8 protein-coding genes are annotated in these 18,688 nt (G+C 38.0%); all 8 read left to right on the plus strand.

Annotated features, from left to right (window positions below):
* Window positions 1–156: 156 nt before the first annotated feature.
* The 8 genes from QE422_RS09710 (at window position 157) to QE422_RS09745 (ending at window position 18,430) form a co-directional block, all read left to right on the plus strand.
* Window positions 157–999 carry a hypothetical protein gene (locus QE422_RS09710; protein ID WP_307457381.1) on the plus strand — a complete coding sequence of 281 codons (843 nt, stop codon included), beginning with the start codon at window positions 157–159 and terminating at the stop codon, window positions 997–999.
* An 11-nt stretch (window positions 1,000–1,010) separates the two neighbouring features.
* Entirely contained in the window at window positions 1,011–2,030 is a 1,020-nt protein-coding gene (locus tag QE422_RS09715) for a hypothetical protein (RefSeq protein ID WP_307457384.1), read from the plus strand.
* Window positions 2,030–9,265, plus strand: a complete 7,236-nt coding sequence (locus tag QE422_RS09720) for a pyocin knob domain-containing protein (RefSeq protein ID WP_307457388.1) — start codon at window positions 2,030–2,032, stop codon at window positions 9,263–9,265. Before QE422_RS09715 ends, QE422_RS09720 begins: the two co-directional genes overlap by 1 nt.
* A gap of 197 nt (window positions 9,266–9,462) precedes the next feature.
* On the plus strand, window positions 9,463–9,837 hold the full coding sequence (locus tag QE422_RS09725; RefSeq protein ID WP_307457391.1) for a hypothetical protein: 375 nt from the start codon (window positions 9,463–9,465) through the stop codon (window positions 9,835–9,837).
* A 414-nt stretch (window positions 9,838–10,251) separates the two neighbouring features.
* Entirely contained in the window at window positions 10,252–13,017 is a 2,766-nt protein-coding gene (locus tag QE422_RS09730; protein WP_307457394.1) for a substrate-binding domain-containing protein, read from the plus strand.
* A 275-nt stretch (window positions 13,018–13,292) separates the two neighbouring features.
* Window positions 13,293–14,531: an IS4 family transposase gene (locus tag QE422_RS09735; protein ID WP_307454373.1), complete on the plus strand. Its 1,239-nt coding sequence runs from the start codon at window positions 13,293–13,295 to the stop codon at window positions 14,529–14,531.
* 701 nt (window positions 14,532–15,232) lie between these two features.
* On the plus strand, window positions 15,233–16,546 hold the full coding sequence (locus QE422_RS09740) for a sugar porter family MFS transporter (RefSeq protein ID WP_307457397.1): 1,314 nt from the start codon (window positions 15,233–15,235) through the stop codon (window positions 16,544–16,546).
* 327 nt (window positions 16,547–16,873) lie between these two features.
* On the plus strand, window positions 16,874–18,430 hold the full coding sequence (locus tag QE422_RS09745; RefSeq protein WP_307457399.1) for a glycoside hydrolase family 32 protein: 1,557 nt from the start codon (window positions 16,874–16,876) through the stop codon (window positions 18,428–18,430).
* Window positions 18,431–18,688: the final 258 nt, after the last annotated feature.

Here is an 18,688-nt window from a genome sequence, read left to right on the forward strand (position 1 = left end):
CCTACATCAAGGATTGTAGATCCATCAATCAATAAAGGATAAGAGAAAAGCAAAATTAATCTCTTTAAAACACAGATTTATAAGTTAACGGACTTTTACATCGTACCAGTTTTTCTCAAATTATCAAATTTTATCAAAACTAATTTCAGCAATTAAATGAATACGCCATTAAACACAATTATCAGCTGGTTTAAGAGTGGGGAAATTCCCACAGAAAAGCAGTTTAGAGAAACATTTTTAGCCTTTTATCATAAGGATGATCCAATTCCCAAAGAAAGCATTGAAGGATTAAAAGAAATTCTTGAGTCATTTGCCGGTGCAGGAGCATTGCAGGAGCATATAACAGATCAGGACGCTCATTCGATGTATCTCGCTTTGCTAAATGCGAGCAATTTAACCTCAACTCATGTCAGCAGCTGGAAAAGCAAACTGGGAATAAATAACGTTGCTACCGTTGATAATTCTGATCAATCAGGTAATGCATATACCAAAATACAGGTAAACGGTTTTTTAGATGTCCTGAAAAATGCAGATAAAGACCTGGCATCGGAGATTGGTACTATTAAAAATATATTGTTAACCAATGATCTGTCTCTGGATGAACTACAGGAAATTGTCAATTTTATTAAAAAAAACCGGGACGATATTGAAGTTTTAAAGGCGATCTCATCAGAGGGTATACGAGAAGACAAAGTAAAGCTTTTGTTTGATTATGATGAATTGGGAAGCCCTAAAAACCAACAGGATTTCAATAGGCAGATATATGATAAAGTCTTATTAATTTCAAAAACATCTTTCAGCGCAGTCGTACAGATCACGGCAAGTGCCGTATTCCCCAATGCCCTTGAAACGGAAAATGTGATCGTTCAAGCCAGGGATAGTGTCACAGGAAAAAAAATAAATATTGACGATTATGCCACCAACCAAACTATAGAGGTTAAAATACTGGGCGATATCGTTAATCCACTTAATATTCTCATTTTAAAAGTTAAACCATAAAAACAAAACATATGAACAACAACGCAGTAATAAGCAACAATGCACATCAGGATAATTTTTTCGGGGAACTGAGACGTACCCGTTTTCACTACCATGATTCACTTCCAAGTACAGACGGCGTTCCAGCGGGCTGGGTCATTGATTACAAAGGCCAGCTACACCAATGGAACGGAACCGAATGGATCAATCTGGCTCAGAATTATGTGCATCCTGATTATCCGCTCACCAACAATCCGTTCCAGACCGATCAGACCAGCGGACTCCTTTTGCTCAGCCAGATACTTACCAACAGCTCAGGCCACGTCATTAAAATAGCAGGGCGAAATCTTACCAATGCTGATATTGTCTCCATTTTTCTGAATGATGCCATCCAGTCGGGGACATTTACATGGTCTTCCAACAAGATCAAAACCTATATCGAAAACCTGGTTGGGCAAAGTCTCACAGGAGCCCTGATCTATCAGCCGGGAGGCTACATCCCATCTGCTGTTAAAGGATCGATGACCGCACCGTCGGCGGTTACTTCAGCAACCATCAAAACGGGGATGGTATGGGTGATTACGGCAAACGGCTGGATCGGTAATGAACCCGTTTCTATCGGCGACCACCTTATTGCCAATGCCGATAACGCCTCTAATGTCACGACCAATTACCAGATTATCGAAAAAGGGATTCCCGACATTGTGGATGCGACAGATACGGTGAAAGGATTGATTCAGATTGCTACGGATGTTGAAGCTCTAGCGGGAACCAATGCCGTTAAAGCCATGACTCCAAAGTCTACAAAGGCTGTTCTGGATGCAAAAATAAAATCCAAAACGTGGCAGATCGGCGACGGCTCTTCCGTGAGTTTTTCCATTACCCATGGCTGGAATAGCCAGAATATCGATTTTATCTGCTACCGTAATTCCGATAACAGAAAAATGAATGTCAGCTATGCGCTTACGACAGCAAATGATGTGCAGATCGATGTACTGGCACCTCTTACTCCAAATGAATACAGAATTACTTTAACCGCAAGACTAGACTAATGATCGCACCTGAATATTTTAATAATCACATCGCTGTCGAGGGCGAAATTATTGTGAAAAGAGTTCCAAACGATACAGGTTCTGTAGTGGTTTGGAACTCTACAACGAAAAAATTAAGCACAAGAACGCATGCGGAGATTGTGTCTGATTTGAACTTGATGACAACAGATACTGATCAGGGGATTTATGGCCGCAAAGAATTTTATACTTTAGGTGGAAATTCCTACACCAATACAAGGTTAAGGGTGGCCGGGTTCACAGGTAATAATGCTATAATTGGATTTAACAGTTTCGGAGCAGGTGTTGGAACAATGCAATTCGATGGCACCCAATTTTATTTTACTAAAAATGATGTTGATTCCTATGCTGGTATCAAAGCGGAATCTTTTATAAAAGACGGTGGAACAGGAAATAATTTATTGAAAGATGATGGTAGTACAATTGCAATTCCTTCATTAGGAACTACACATACGCATCAATTTTTATATTCCAGTGATTCAGGAATTGTTGATGCAAATACTTTATTGGAAGATTATAAATTCAAATTTAATCAAAGAATTGAAAATGAATCTACTAATATGTTTCCTGTTATTGATAATGCTAATGCTGTTTTAAGCATTGCTTCTCATCCAGGAGGTTATGGTAGTCAAATTGGATTTAATGATAATCAGGGTATTTTTTTCAGAGGTGTTACTTCCGGTAATTATGGAACGTGGAAGCAATTTGCATTTAGAGATTGGGTCACTAATCAGATTAGTAGCGCGGTTGGGGCTTATTTACCTTTGACAGGTGGTTCGTTACAAGGTAGATTGGATATTATGGTGCCAAATGGGTCTAATTTTAATTCAAACGCACATTTAGCATTAGTATCACAAAATTTAGATTATACATCAATTCAGTTTACTACACCATCAACTAATTATGGACAAATTATAGTATCTAATGCAAATGGACATGGTGTTTTAGAATTACAACCATTTGGTGGTGACGTTAAAGTTAATGGACAAAAAATTTGGAAACAATATGAAAACACATTATATAAATCTGTAAAAACAAATAAACCATTTAGTGTATTAACTGAAACCGATACTGAACAAAAAATATTATCGGGTGGTTTATATGTTGGTAATAATTATGGTGATACACCAATACCTAATTTAGGTATTCTTTCACTTGGAGTTATTGAAAATAAAAAAGGATTTACTAAAACTGGATATTATGGTAATAGTTATGGTAGTACTCATACAAGATTTTTACCAACTGAATATTCAGTATGGAATCAATCAGTTATAGGTGCAATAGTAATTGAATTTCCTGATGCTCAACCTTTCCAAGAGTATTTGGAAATTAGTGTTACTAATATTCAATATGCACAGTTACCACAAAAATTAAAAATACATATTTACAGTTCAATTTATGCTACTGTTACTTATGAAAATAATACTGGTACAACTAATTATATCACAACATTAAAAATAGGGTTATCACCATCAGGAAAAAGATGTGTTATTTTAAATGATATAACAACTGAATGGTCTTATCCACAAATTATAGTTGATAAATATGTTGGTGGTAGTAAAGATGCTTCAACAGGTGATTGGAATAGTTTTTTAATAACTGATTTATCAGGTTATACTATTCAACATAATCCAACTATCTCTAATGAATTGAACACTAATATAGCAAATGAAAAATATTTTAATAATATTCCGATTAATTATACTGGGAATACAATTAATTTAAATAACGTTACTAAGTCAGGTTTCTATTCAATTGGTCATGGTACTTTAAATTCGGGAGATTATACCCTTTATACACCTCAAGATGGATCAAGAATGTTATTACATTATGAAACTGAGGGAATATATACCGCTACTCAAATACAGTCAGAAAGATATAATGGTAATTTAGTTTCTAGAGTTAGAACGGATGGTGGGTGGCAACCTTGGGTACGTCATTGGGCGACTAATGATTTTACTTTAACGGATGTTAATAATTGGAAAAATTTTGTACTTGATGGTGCAACTCAAACATGGGTTAATCAGAATACGGTACATGCAATCTATGATAATGAGGGTAATTATATCACTGATTTAGATTCTTTAAATGGTAAAACTCAGATAGGTTCTATTAATGCGAATAATAATTGGTGGCATACTATAAATATCCAACATAGAAATGGTACTCAGGATGGTAGTTTATGGGCTTCTCAGTTAAGAATTGATATGACCGGTGGTACAAATAGATTTCAATTCAGACAACGTAATAACGGTAATTATAATGATTGGAAAACAATTTATCATAATGAAAATACTGATCATTTAATTAAAAGAGGGAATAATAAAGAATCATTATTATTAAGTGATTTAGGTATCACAGATTTGAATAATTTACAACAAACCGGAATTTTTCGAGGTGCTACTTTACTTAATGCACCTAAAGGTAGTCTTAGTTGGTTTTTTATTACTTGTGAATATCATTATAATGGTTGGGCGACACAAACTGCGGTTGCCTATGGAACGGATGCGTCTATTTCACAAAATAGAACATTTAAAAGGGCGTTAACAAACGGAAATACTTGGTCTGATTGGGAAGAAATGTGGAGTAGTGTTCATTTTACTCAAACTGACGTTAATAACTGGAATAATATGGCTTCTGGTAATTATTGGCAAAAATTTTCATATGGTGGATATATTGGTTTACAATCACCGGAAGATTTTGCCTTTTGGAATGGTGTTGAAACTCAAAGAATATTATCAAGAGGTATTTTGGCTTCAGATAAATTTGCTGATAGACAATATATTCCTGATTTTGGTATTTATTCAAAAGGTAATATTAAAACAGGAGGTATTGCAATTGCTCAAAATGGTTTTCAAAATACAGTTTATGTATCCGGTAGAAATAGAATTTGGAGTTTTGCAAATTCAGATCAATATGGTATTTCATATCAACAAGGAGAATTTTCTGTTGGTGGAAATCAATACCATGAAGGTATTAATTTCCATTTTGGCGACTCATCTAATTTCAAAGTGCATATTAATAATATAGGAGAATTATATGCTAGAAGTACAATCTATTCTGATCTTCATGGTAATTCTAATGAGTGGAAAACAGGTTATAACCGTTCTATTTCTACAACATCATATAGTCACGGTGATAATGGGGACGTATTAAATTTAACCACTGCGGAAGGTGGGGTGCATAATCCAACAAAAAATGGTTTTAAAGTATTAGACACAAGATATTCCACGATTATTGGTAATCCTGATACTAACGCGGGATATTTACCTAATGGTAATGTTGGTGCTCTTGATAATAGAGTATCATCAATTTTCCATACATCATCAGTGTATGGTGGTGATTGGGCGTCTTCATTAATTGTTAAGGGTTGGTCAGGTAATTACAAAGCATGGAGATTAACGGGTACAGCTGGTGCTAATGATGAAGAAGATGATTTATTCTTATCGAATACAAAAACTTCAGATGGTTCTTGGTACCCTGAAAGAAAAATTTTAACTACCAAACATTTAAGTCAATCAACTATTGATAATTTAAATACGATATCAAATGGTACTTTATTGAGAGGTACCGCCGTTAATACTAATTTTGATGAACATGAAAATAAATTTGGTTGGATAAATGGTACTACATCCCAATTAGGTGGGATAACATCATGGACTGGTAACTGGATAACTATAGGTAGTGCACCCGGTAACGGACATAAATCACAACTTTTGTTAAGTAAAGGTAGATTATTATTCCGCACTATGCATGGTATTGAAGACGTGAATTTTAATGAAGTTATACATGATGGTAATTTAACAACCACCATGAATAGTTTTTTACCGACATATCTTCAAAATTTGTCACATTCGATTAATTTCCAAAACAATCTTGGAGGTATCCAAGGTATGATGGCGGATAATGATTATTGGAGATTACAAGGTGGAAATAATGGATCAAATAATGGTTATGTTGAATTGGCAACAGGGGATGATGGTAATGAAGAAATTTATGTAAGTCAATATGCGGGTGTATTTGGTTCATTGACAAGAAGAGCTAAATTATTAGATTCCTTAGGTGACACCTATTTCCCGGGACAAATTTATAATAGAGGTCAATATATTGTTTGGGATTCAGGTCATTTTAACCCTGATAATTTCTTAACAACAAATACAACACAGTTTATTGATAGCGAAAAAACTATTAATGCAAATAAGACGTTGTATTCAGGTTTTGCACGTGGAAATTCACCAAATTCACAATTAGGTCCATTATCATTATTAAATCTTGCATTACAGGGTGCTTATCCATTATATGGTGATGAAGAATTTAAAAATGGGACAAATTCTATTCAGGTTTATAATAATTTAGGTAATGGTTCAGTAGTTATTACTCATGAAACGTCATCACAACAATTACCAAATAGAACAGGAAAACAACTTAGAATTAATTATAATTCATCATTAGGTGCCACACCGGGATTAGGTGGATTTATTTTAGATTTACCACACAGAGCCAACGCAATTTTTGTTCAAAAATTTATGGCTAAACTTCCGGTAGGATATACTTTTCAAAATGCCGAAAACTATTTAGGTGATGAAGGTAATGTTACTTGGTTAACACCAAGAAATGGTACCGGTAAATGGGAAACTTATGTTCGTATGTCTGTTTGTGGACATGGTTCGTCTTTTGGTAATGGTGGTCACGTTTATGTTGATGGGCCAAACGCTGATCTTGAGTTTTATCTATGTTTTGCCGAAGCATATGAAGTTAATAGTTCAGTATATTCTAAGATAAAAGAAAATTTTTATGCTAAGAATGAAGCTATAGATTTTACAAATAATTTAGATCAATTAATGAAAGTTGGTGAACTTTCATGGGAACAAAGAACAGTTTTAGAACGTGGTTGGGATAGTAGTAATGGTGATTATATCCAATTAAGAGTTCCGGGAAGTGATAATAATAATGCTGCATTATTAATGAATCAAATTGGTACTATTAGATGGAACGGTGGTTTATTTGTTTCAAATAATTTAACCGGTGGTCAATTATTTAATGGTGTTGGTGATACACTTTATTTAGGTAATGGTGTACTACCTGCAGTTAATGTTGAAACCCAAAATTTCAGAATTTATACAAATAGCGGAACAGTATTAAAATATTTATTTAATTCTGACCAATTAACTTCTTATGGTAATATAAATTTGGAAGCAACTTCGGGTGACATACCTGATATTGTATTTTCAGAGGGTGGTTCGGAAAAACATAGAATTTATGATGGTGGTTTTGCTGATACATTAGCTTACAGAAGAAATAGTGGTACACAATACGCATTATTACATAGTGGTAACTTCTCAAGTTATATGGGTGGTAACTTTATTACTACTGATTCTACACCACAAACAAAAACGGGTAGTTTAGATTTTGCGTCTACATCAATCGTAAGATTTTTAGGACCCGAGGCTAATCATGTGATTCCATATCATGATAGTTTAGCCTACAATATTGCAGCAGGACATGTCCTAACATGGTATAATGAAAGATGGAAAACAGGTATTAAAAGAGGTGGTAGTACAGACTCTATCGGTTATGGATTTAGTCTTTCTACTGATGGTGGAAGTACTTACTTTGAAAAAGTAAGATTTGAAAATGATGGTAATATTATCACACAAAATTTTGGTAATTCTAATTTATGGAACACCGCATATAGTTGGGGTAATCATGCAAATGCCGGTTATCAATTGTCAACAAATGCATTTAAAGTACTACGATATACTTCAAATATTGAAAATGTTTCAGAATCAGGAATTTATAGACAAGAAAATCCAATCAGTGGTTATAACTACACAACAACATTAAATTTAAATTCATCAGATGGTCGTCAACAATTAACGATTGAACGCTCCGGAGGTGGCATGAAATTTAGAGGTTCAGCTTTTGGGTCAGGTGATCAAGGTTGGAGTGATTGGAAAACAGTTTTAACTAAACAAGATACCCAATCAATCACAGGTTTAAAAACTATTGAAAGATCACAATCTGTGGGTGCTTATTATGGTTTAACTAATAATAAGGATTTACATTCATTAATATTTGAAATGGGTCAGGGACCGAATACTGGTGATAATCGAGGTGCATCAATTGGTTTCTTTAATGCGGATTCAGGTGGTGTAATGGCCGGTATGTATGTTAAAAATAATGCGGGTAATGGTACTCATATGGCATTTGCAACTACAAATTCATATGCTGCGGGACCACAAGTTGGTATGACATTGAATAATAATGGTGTAGTTGATTTCCCAAGATCGTTACCAACATTCCAAGGAAATGTGTTATCTACACAAGCTTGGGTTAATGAAACTATTACTAATTATATACCAAATTACAGTAATTGGAGTGGTTCAACATATATTAATCAACGTAAAGTTGTTGGAGAATTAGCCTGGAAAAACTATGGAAATGGGCATACCATTTTTGATATTTCAAGTGGAACAACACCTTGGGGAGTTTCTAAGTCAAACGTAGATGCTGAAATTCCTTGGCAAAATTCATTTCCAACTTTAGTAGGAGGTAATGGTTCTAATACTTATGGAGTAAGAGTAGATAGTGCAAGAATTGCAGATAAAGTTAATGGGTACGATTTATCTACCTTTTCGACTCAAACATGGGTCAACACAAACTTTATTCCTAAAACTCATCCTGTATTTAATATTACTCAGAATAATATTAATACTTGGAATAACAACGTAATGCCTGGTAATTACGTTACAACCGACACCATGCAGATAATTTCAGGGCCGAAAGAATTTACCGGTTCTATTTTTGCAAGCGGTGGTATATCAAGCATCAACGGTACTAGTGCGGAGGTTTTTGTTGGCAACAGCAATACCGCAAGTCTGAAAGATGAAATCGTTAATGACGAATCAGATTACTGCATTAGGTTGGATCCGCACCATTATGAGATAGATTCTTCGGGCAACCTTGATGTAGACGACAGAAACAGGTTGATCCATATTATCGGAGAAGAGGTTAAAATGTCTGTTAATTTCAAAGAAATCTATCCAAAACAACAGATTGTTATTTATAATTTTGATCAGAAAGCCAACGGAATGCAGGTTCTGATAAAAGGCAAAAATGTTTATAATATCGAGCCGGGCTGCTTCCTTAGATTATACGTAACAAAATCCTTACGGGTAATTGCGGAAAGACAGCAGCCTTGTGAATTTATCTGGTAAAAACGTGCTCAGACAAGAGATCCGCATCTAATTGATGATAAAGCCTGCAACCGGAAAACAAGTTTTCTGTTACAGGCTTTTTTATAAAGCTGTACATGATTTATATTGAATTAAAGAATATTTATATACTAATTTTTCTTTTAAAAATGAATTTTGGCATATGTATTGTGATAGCTGTTACACACCAAAACAAAATTATGAACGAACAAAAAAACGAACAACATTCTGAATTAGAACACGTTGAAAAAACAATCGAGTTGGTAGATACCGCTATTGAAAAAGAATCGAAAACAGGAGCTGCTCCAAGCATTACAAGTTGGATTAAGATTCTGAAGGACCGAAGAGGATTTACACCAATACTGCATGATCTTGAAAAACTGAAAGATGCTATGGCGGATAAAGACAGTAAAAAGATCTGTAGTCTACTGGAAAAACTAGGCAGTGCAACGGTGGAAGCCGCTGATAAAGCTGAGAATACAAAGGACAGTGCATCCATTAAAAAACTTGGAAAAGGCCTTTTGAAAGTTTCAAAATTAGCTGGCAAGCTGACAACAGAAAAGAGCACTAACTAATAAAATTTAGTATATAAATAAACTAAAATTTTAAAGTAAGTAATAAACCATTCAGTAGATCTGAGTGGTTTTGTTATTTAATTACAATATTGATTAGTAGTCAGAACTTATTACCGTCTTGCCCAAATATATATATTATTCCCGGAAAATATCTTTAATAATAAAAAATATACTTATTGTTCAAAAGAATTCGATTTTGTTATGTCCGCCTATTTCCGGCGTAAAATGATTTCTTATCGATATTTTAGTGATATCATCAGTGAAGCTTCGGAGGGATTTGTATGATGAGGTTACAGCACTTACGAAATGGTTACATCCTGAATAGATGCGCCTGGAAAGGTAACATCGGATTCGTCTAAAATACCTGTACCAAAAATTGCGGGTGTAAAACATCTTTATTAATATTGTGATCGTATGTCCGCTCAATTAAAATTTAAAATCTCTGATTTCCTGAAAGTTTTTCGGTGGTTATGGGTATTGCTCATAGTAGTATCGGCCTGTAAAGACACTTCCGGAAAATCCGGCAGGATCAGTATCGGGTTTTCTCAGGGGTTGGGCAATCATCCCTGGCGGCAGTCAATGAATCACGCAATGGAGATTCAGGCGTCGCTGCATTCTGAGGTGGAATTGAATATCAGCAAAGCAGAGGGTTCGGTTAAGAAGCAGATTCGCGATATTCAGAAGATGATTGATCATCACGCGGATATTATTATCATTTCTCCTATTGACCCGAATTCCCTGGTTCCCGTTGTAGAAAAAGCGGCTGCTCAAAAAATTCCCGTGATTTTGGTAGACAGGAAAATCAATTCTGATAAATATGCTACTTACATCGGGGCCGATAATGTGGAAATCGGCAGGGAGGCGGCCCGATACATTATTTCGGATTCCAAAAATCTTAAAAAAATCATTGAAATAAAAGGGGATGACAATTCCTCGCCCACCGTTGAAAGAAGCCTGGGATTCCGGCAGACGATCAAAAACAATCCGGATACGGAACTGATAAAAACCTTCAAAGGCCTTCCCGCAGATACCTTCCGGAAAACACTGGATTCATTGGGAAACCAGAGCCTGTATGTTTTTGCTTTTAATGATGAGCTGGCTGCCCAGGCCTGGCAGGTGGCAAGAAACGCCGGTCTGGAAAACCAGATTAAATTCATCGGCGTGGACGGGCTCAACACCAAAGACGGCGGAATCCAGATGGTTCTGGACGGTAAATTGAATGCCACTTTGCTCTATCCGACCGGAGGAACGGAAGCTATTGAAACCGCCATCAAAATCTACAACGGACAAATGCCGCCGAAACGCATCAAGCTCAGCACCACCATTATCGACAGGCTGAATGCGGAGATTATGCGCAACCAGTTCGACAAAATCATTGAACAGCAGGGCGTGATTGAAAATCAGGTGAATGCCGTAAAAAAACAGACCGAACTCTATTCTTCGCAAAAAGAACTGTTCCGCTGGTCAATTGTCCTTCTGGTTCTGATGTTTTGCCTCGTTGCTTACGCTATTTACCTGATTTATACCATTAAAATTAAAAACAAGCAGCTTATCCTGACCAATGAGCGGATAACGATTCAGCGGAACCAGATTGAAACCATCGCCAATGAACTGAAGGAAAGCAACGAAGCAAGAGTTAATTTTTTCACCGGCTTGTCCCACGAATTCAAGACACCGATTACCCTTATCCTGAGTTCTTTGGAATCAATGAAAGATTCATATAAAACCAAAGGCACAAAACCTTCGTACGAACTGGAACTGATTAATAAAAATTCAAACCGGCTGCTCCGGCTGGTCGATAATCTGCTGGATTTCAGGAAAATTGAGAATAAAACCTTCAATCTCCGGGTATCCAAAACCAATATTTACGATTTTACATACGGGATTTTCAGGGATTTTGAAAATGAAGCCAAAAAGCGGAATATCAAATTTGAAATTCACTGTACCAACAAGAACCTGGAACTTTACATCGACCGGAACCTGATGGACAAGGTCTATTTCAACCTCTTATCAAATGCCTTCAAATTCACCCCGGACAACGGAAAAATCGAAATTACGATTCAGGAAAAAGGGAATCAGGCTGTGATCAGCTTCAAAGACAACGGCATCGGAATTCCTGAGAAGGAAATCAGTAAGGTTTTCGAGGCTTATTTCAAAGGCTCCAACAACCGGAAAAACAGCTCCGGAATCGGGCTTCATCTCAGCCGTCAGTTTGTGGAGCTTCACTTGGGGAAAATTGAGGTCAGCTCTTTTCAGGGAACGGAGTTTGTCCTCAGCTTATATAAAGGAAACAAGCATTTCAATGAAGACCAGATGATAAAGGAACCGGGTGTGGCAGATGCCGGCACTCTTGCGGAAAATGCAGTTTTTGACACAGCCGATGAAGGGAATTTGCCGCATAATCAGGACCATTCCGGCGAGCGTTATTCACTGCTTTTGGTGGAGGATAACCCGGATTTGTCATTTTTCCTCAGCAATAAGCTGAAAAACGAATTCGAGGTGATGGTTTCCGACGGTACGGACGCTGTTGACAAAGCATTGAACGAAATTCCCGACATCATCGTCTGCGATGTCAATCTTCCCGGTAAAAACGGCTTTGAAATCTGCGAAATCCTGAAAAACGACCTCAGAACGTCGCATATTCCTGTTATTCTGCTCACCGCTCTGGATAATAAGGAATCGTATCTCCAGGGGCTGAAATCCGGTGTCGACCTCTATCTCACCAAGCCTTTCAGCTATCCGATTCTTACCCAATCGCTTCGTGCATTGCTTTATAACCGGGAAAAACTGCGTTATTACTACACCAACAATATCGGCAGGATTGTGGACAGCAAATCCTTCGGAAGTATGGAGCAGACGTTTGTGAACAAACTCAACCAAATCATCCAGACCAATATCGATAATCCCGGTTTTTCTGTGGAAAACCTTGCCGACCTGCTCAACATTTCGAGAATCCAGCTCTACAGGAAAATCAAGGCGATGTTTGATGTGAACGTAAGCGACTACATCAACAATATCCGCCTGGAACAGGCGAAATCGATGCTGCAGAACCCCGGGCTTACCATTTCCGAAATTGCCTACAAAACCGGCTTCTCGTCCCCGAATTATTTTTCTACTGTTTTTAAAAATAAGTTTGGTGTATCGCCTAACGTGTTCAGGAAGAGCGTGGGAGAGGAGTGAGGGCGGCTAAATCTAAAGAACTCTGATGTTAGAATGAGAAGAGGTTTGTAATATGCTTGTTTTTGCTTCTTGTATACATAAGAAATTATATTCTAAAATATCAATAGAAACGGGCTTTAGCCCAATGTCATTAAGTTAGTATTTTTTAGTGTTATGTTTTTGCTAAATTTGAGATTTAATCTTTCATTTTCTTATTATGCAAAAAAAATGTTTCAGATATTTTATTATCATTGGAGGAGGAAATCCACAGCGTGGCTATTTGTAATGAATACAGGATGAGTAGCAGAGATTTCACCCGCAAAAGGAAGTTGAGCTTTTCAAATACGCTTTTGTTTATGCTCAACTTCATTACCAAAAGCCTGTCCTGTGAGATTGTAAATTTCATTCACTATATAAGATCTTTGGGCCAGACACAGAATACTTTTACAAAAAGTGCATACGTACAGAACAGAAAAAAGATAAAGCCCGAGGTTTTTATTCATCTGAACAAGCGGCTTGTGGAAGAATTCTATACAGATAATTCTGCAGTACAGACCAAATTCAATGGTCTTCGTCTGTTGGCTATTGATGGTTCGAGAATTAATCTACCTCAAACCCGAGAGCTGGAAGAGATTTATGGTGTATCCAAAAACCAGACTTCTCATACCTGCGTACAGGCCAAAGCCTGCGTACTGTATGATACAATCAATAAAATCTGTTTAAAAGGGGTACTTTCTTCTATAGATACTGATGAACGTTTACAGGCTCTTGAGCTGTTGGCTCATTGTTGCCATAATGATCTGCTGCTATATGACCGTGGTTTTGCTTCATTTGATTTCTTTTATCAGCATCACAAAAGAAATTTTAACTACCTTATGCGCGTAAAAGTAGGTTTGAACCAAACCATAAAAGATTTCGTCAAAAGCGGAATATCCAGTATGATAACAGACTTTAAGCCTTCTCCCAACGTAGATCTGTCAGGAAAAGATTATGGTAGAGACTATACTTTTAAGGTAAGATTGTTGCGTGTCGTACTGGATAATGGCACCATCGAAGTTCTTGCAACCTCTCTTTTAGATGAGGCTTGTTATCCTTCGGAGATTTTCAAAGCCCTATATTTTGAACGCTGGGGCATAGAAACCTATTTTGATGAAATCAAAAACAAGCTTCACCTGGAGGAATTTTCCGGTTACTCAAACAACAGCATCTTACAGGATTTCTATTCTACTTTGCTTGTAAGCAATATACAGACCCTTATTGTCAGAGAACTCGAACAGGAGCTTAATGAAGTTGATACGAAAAAGAAGTACCGGTACAAAGTCAATACTTCCCTTTCTTACAGCTTGATGAAAAACAGAATTTTGAATTTGCTCTTTAGCAATGTAAAAAAAGAGGATATAGTGGCAGAGCTTAAAATTCTTTTTGCTTCTCATATGATCCCCGTCAGACCCAAAAGATCCTTTAAAAGGAATATTTTAAAATACAGAGTCAGAGCGAAACCAAAGGTCACTAAAAACTATAAAAAAAATCTATAAGACCTTAACTTAATGACATTGGGCTTTAGCCCGTTTTCTAAATATAATCTACAATTGGCTTTAGCCAAAACTTATCCTGTTTCTGAATCCAACATTTTGCTTTCATTTTTCGTCGGGCTGAAGCCTGACGCTATTGATATTACCAAAATATTTTCAAAAAATAATGTTTAAGCTTCTCCTAATGTATTTTGGAAACACTATAGGAGAGTAATCAAATTATGGTCCCTCTGGGCAAACTCTGTTGCTCGCGTGGACAAAGATTATTGGTTGGGCCGGATACCGGTATCTTTTTTCGCCAAAGTATTCACCTCAAAAAAATTACACTCCCTGATTCGAAAATTCCGGCCTGCAATTCCGGGTAATCTGTTTACACCAATATTCGTTCATCCGTTTCAAAAATCTCAGAAACCAGGTAACATTTTCATAAAATGATGTTACATTTTTGAAACGTCGTTATAATTTATTAAAATAATTAAAATTCAATGATTTGATTTTCAATTAATTAAAATAAATTAACACATGATTAACCCTGACGAAATATTTTGTTACATAATTAGACCCTCAGATTACCTTCCCGGGATATATTAGCCACAAGCAAATTAATAATTTTCTATAATGAAATCGCTTATCATTTGAAAAAGTGAGTGTAATGAAGAAAGAGCGATTCCATCTGACTCATAAAAAATAATAAATATATACAAATGAATAAAATTGTGATGTGGTCTGTCACCGCAGCGTTGGCAGGATTTCTTTTCGGGTTTGATGTAGTGGTGATTTCCGGGGCCGATAAAAAACTACAGGCACTCTGGCATAGCTCAGATGTCTTCCACGGGGCCGTGGTAATGGGAATGGCATTGTGGGGAACCGTTATAGGAGCCATCTTCGGCGGAATCCCCACCAATACATTCGGAAGAAAGAAAACCTTACTGGCCATCGGGGTCTTATATGCACTTTCCGCCATCGGAACAGCATGTTCCAACGACCCTTATCTCTTTGCATTTTTCAGGTTTATGGGCGGTTTGGGCGTTGGCGCGTCTACCATTGCTGCGCCAGCTTACATTTCTGAGATTGCACCGGCGAAAGACCGTGGCCGGTTGGTTTCGCTCTATCAGTTCAACATCGTTTTAGGGATTTTGGTGGCCTTTTTATCCAACTATTTACTCAGCGGAATCGGGGATAACGACTGGCGTTGGATGCTTGGCGTTCAGGCGATTCCGGCAGCTGTCTATACCCTTTGCGTTTTCATCATTCCTGAAAGTCCGAGATGGCTGGTGTCCAAAGGCAGAATAGAAGAAGCTAAAAATGTAATGAAAGTCATCAGTCCGGACCAGGATTCCGACACGCTCATCAAACAGATGGAAGACGACCACGCCGAAGCACCAAAGGAAAATATCTTCATGAAAAAATACCGTTTCCCGCTGATGCTGGCTTTTTTGGTTGCCTTTTTCAACCAGATGTCGGGAATTAACGCCTTCTTGTATTATGCACCGAGGATTTTTGGTGAGGCCGGGTTGGGTGAGAAAACCGCACTGCTCAGCAGCATCGGGATTGGCATTGTGAATATGGTTTTCACCCTCGTCGGCGTTAATCTGATTGATAAGGTTGGCAGAAGAACCCTGATGTATATTGGTTCCGTCGGGTATATTATTTCATTGGGACTGGTTTCAATGGCGTTTTATTTCCATTGGTCAGGACTGGCGATTCCGGTATTCCTGTTCCTGTTCATTGCTTCGCACGCTATCGGTCAGGGAACGGTGATCTGGGTTTTCATTTCCGAGATTTTCCCCAACCATCTCCGGGCTTCGGGACAGGCCTTCGGAAGTTCCACGCACTGGGTTTTGGCGGCGGTTATTCCGTCAATGATACCGACTTTATTTTCCACCATCGGCGCAGGAACCGTATTTCTGGTCTTTACCGTTGCAATGGTTTTCCAGCTGTTGTTCGTGATTTTTATGATGCCCGAGACCAAAGGTGTTTCCCTCGAAAAACTCAGCAAGGCCTTAACGAAAGAATGAAAATCAGTCAATTTCAGCAATAGAAATTGTAAAGATTTGGGCAGCTGTATCCGTCCTCCGTTCCCGCTTTTTTCTGTCATTGCGAACCACCTCAAGCCGTCAGTAGAAACATTCAACTCCCGCAATGCCAGAAAAAGAGCTCCACTCAGGTCGGGCTGCGGGATTCGTCATAAAATAAGTTTCGTCATTGAGAATACTATTTTGACAACCATACAATTCTGAATGAAATTTAATCAGATTTAAAACGTCCCACAATCGTTCAAACTCAACCAAAAAAATTAAAATCTGCCCAATCCGCAAAATCTGCGTGAAACAAAAATAATCGTAATGAAAAAAATAACCTCAACTTTACTCATCGCTGTCGCCTTCCATTCCGGTCTGCACGCACAGTCGGATCCCGGAATCTCGGAAGAACAGCTCTATCGGCCCAATTTCCATTTCAGTCCCAAAAAAGGCTGGATGAACGACCCGAACGGGCTCTATTACAAAGACGGCGTCTACCACCTCTTTTTTCAGTATTATCCCGACGGAAACAAATGGGGACCGATGCATTGGGGACACGCTATCAGCAAAGACCTCGTGAAGTGGGAAGAGCATCCTATTGCGCTTTATCCGGATGATTTAGGATACATTTTCTCGGGAAGTGCAGTGGTGGACAAAAACAACACTTCAGGTTTTGGAGATTCCAAAAACAATCCGGTCGTCGCCATCTACACCTATCACAATCCCAACCGTGAAAAAGACGGGAAAATAGACGTGGAATCCCAGGGAATCGCTTATTCGCTTGACAACAGCAAAACCTGGACAAAATATGCTTCCAATCCGGTTCTTCAAAACCCCGGAATCCGTGATTTCCGAGACCCGAAAGTGTTCTGGGATGCTAAAAGGCAACAGTGGATCATGGTATTGGCCGCTCAGGACAGAACACACTTCTACGCATCAAAAGACCTGAAAAACTGGACATTCCAATCCGAATTCGGGAAGGAGGAAGGGGCGCACGGCGGCGTTTGGGAATGTCCCGACTTATTTCCGCTGAAAGTGGAAGGAACCAATGAAGAAAAGTGGGTGCTGATTGTCAACATCAATCCGGGCGGACCGAACAAAGGTTCTGCCGGACAGTATTTTGTCGGTGATTTCGACGGGAAAACCTTTAAGACGGATGAACTTTTTAATCGTCAGCTTCATAAAGAGAAAGCCGCCTGGCTGGATTGGGGGAAAGATAACTATGCGAGTGTCTCCTTCGACAATATTCCGCAGGACAAGAGAATCATCATTGGCTGGATGAGCAATTGGGAATATGCGCAGGAAGTTCCTACGGAAGCGTGGCGCAGCAGTATGACTGTGGCAAGGGAAGTTTCACTCAAAAAAACAAAAGACGGCTATATCCTCAGGAATGTTCCGGTTTCCCAGCTGAAAAATTATCAGGGGAAATCCATAAAGAAAAAAATCAATGTACAACCTGAAAATAAGCTGTTTGGCAAATCGGAAATAGACCTTAGCAAAGCCGTTTTAGAGTTGGATATAAGCAAAATGACTGCCGGAACCTACACTTTCGTACTGAAAAATTCATTGGGGGAAAAACTGGTTTTCGGAATGGATAATAAGACCGGGGAACTCTTCGTCGACCGTTCCGGATCAGGAAAAACAGCTTTCGGGAAAAATTACGCAACGCCGGTTACCAAAGCACCGCTGAGCCAGCCGTATACCCATGCAAAAATGAAAGTGGTTTTGGATAAGACTTCCATAGAAATCTTCTTCAATGACGGTGAAAAAGTGCTGACCGAAATCTTCTTCCCCAACGAAAATTTTTCAGAACTGACCCTATCGACAGACACGGAAGGAAGCTCATTAAATATCAATGCCCATCAGGTAAATATCAAATAAAAACCTGAATAGCTGAAATCAACAGTATTGGGTGAAGCCTGATGACTGAAAAAAAATTGAATGTAGAGTCAGAGCCCTGAAAGGGCATAATCAACAGCATTGGGTGAAGCCCAATGACCGAAAAAAATTGAATATAGAATCACAGCCCTGAAAGGGCGTAATCAACAGCCTTTGGTGAAGCCCAATGACTGAAAGGGCGCCATCAATAACATTCGATGATGCCCCAATGGGAATATTGAATTAAAAATTTTTATTAAA

The organism is Chryseobacterium sp. SORGH_AS_0447, from assembly GCF_030818695.1.
Classification (GTDB): Bacteria; Bacteroidota; Bacteroidia; order Flavobacteriales; family Weeksellaceae; genus Chryseobacterium.

What these genes read in the sequence shown, in the direction of transcription:
- QE422_RS09745 (WP_307457399.1), top strand. Translation starts at nt 16,874, where the DNA reads ATGAAAAAAATAACCTCAACTTTACTCATCGCTGTCGCCTTCCATTCC.
- QE422_RS09730 (WP_307457394.1), top strand. Translation starts at nt 10,252, where the DNA reads ATGTCCGCTCAATTAAAATTTAAAATCTCTGATTTCCTGAAAGTTTTT.
- QE422_RS09710 (WP_307457381.1), top strand. Translation starts at nt 157, where the DNA reads ATGAATACGCCATTAAACACAATTATCAGCTGGTTTAAGAGTGGGGAA.
- QE422_RS09715 (WP_307457384.1), top strand. Translation starts at nt 1,011, where the DNA reads ATGAACAACAACGCAGTAATAAGCAACAATGCACATCAGGATAATTTT.
- QE422_RS09735 (WP_307454373.1), top strand. Translation starts at nt 13,293, where the DNA reads ATGAGTAGCAGAGATTTCACCCGCAAAAGGAAGTTGAGCTTTTCAAAT.
- QE422_RS09720 (WP_307457388.1), top strand. Translation starts at nt 2,030, where the DNA reads ATGATCGCACCTGAATATTTTAATAATCACATCGCTGTCGAGGGCGAA.
- QE422_RS09725 (WP_307457391.1), top strand. Translation starts at nt 9,463, where the DNA reads ATGAACGAACAAAAAAACGAACAACATTCTGAATTAGAACACGTTGAA.
- QE422_RS09740 (WP_307457397.1), top strand. Translation starts at nt 15,233, where the DNA reads ATGAATAAAATTGTGATGTGGTCTGTCACCGCAGCGTTGGCAGGATTT.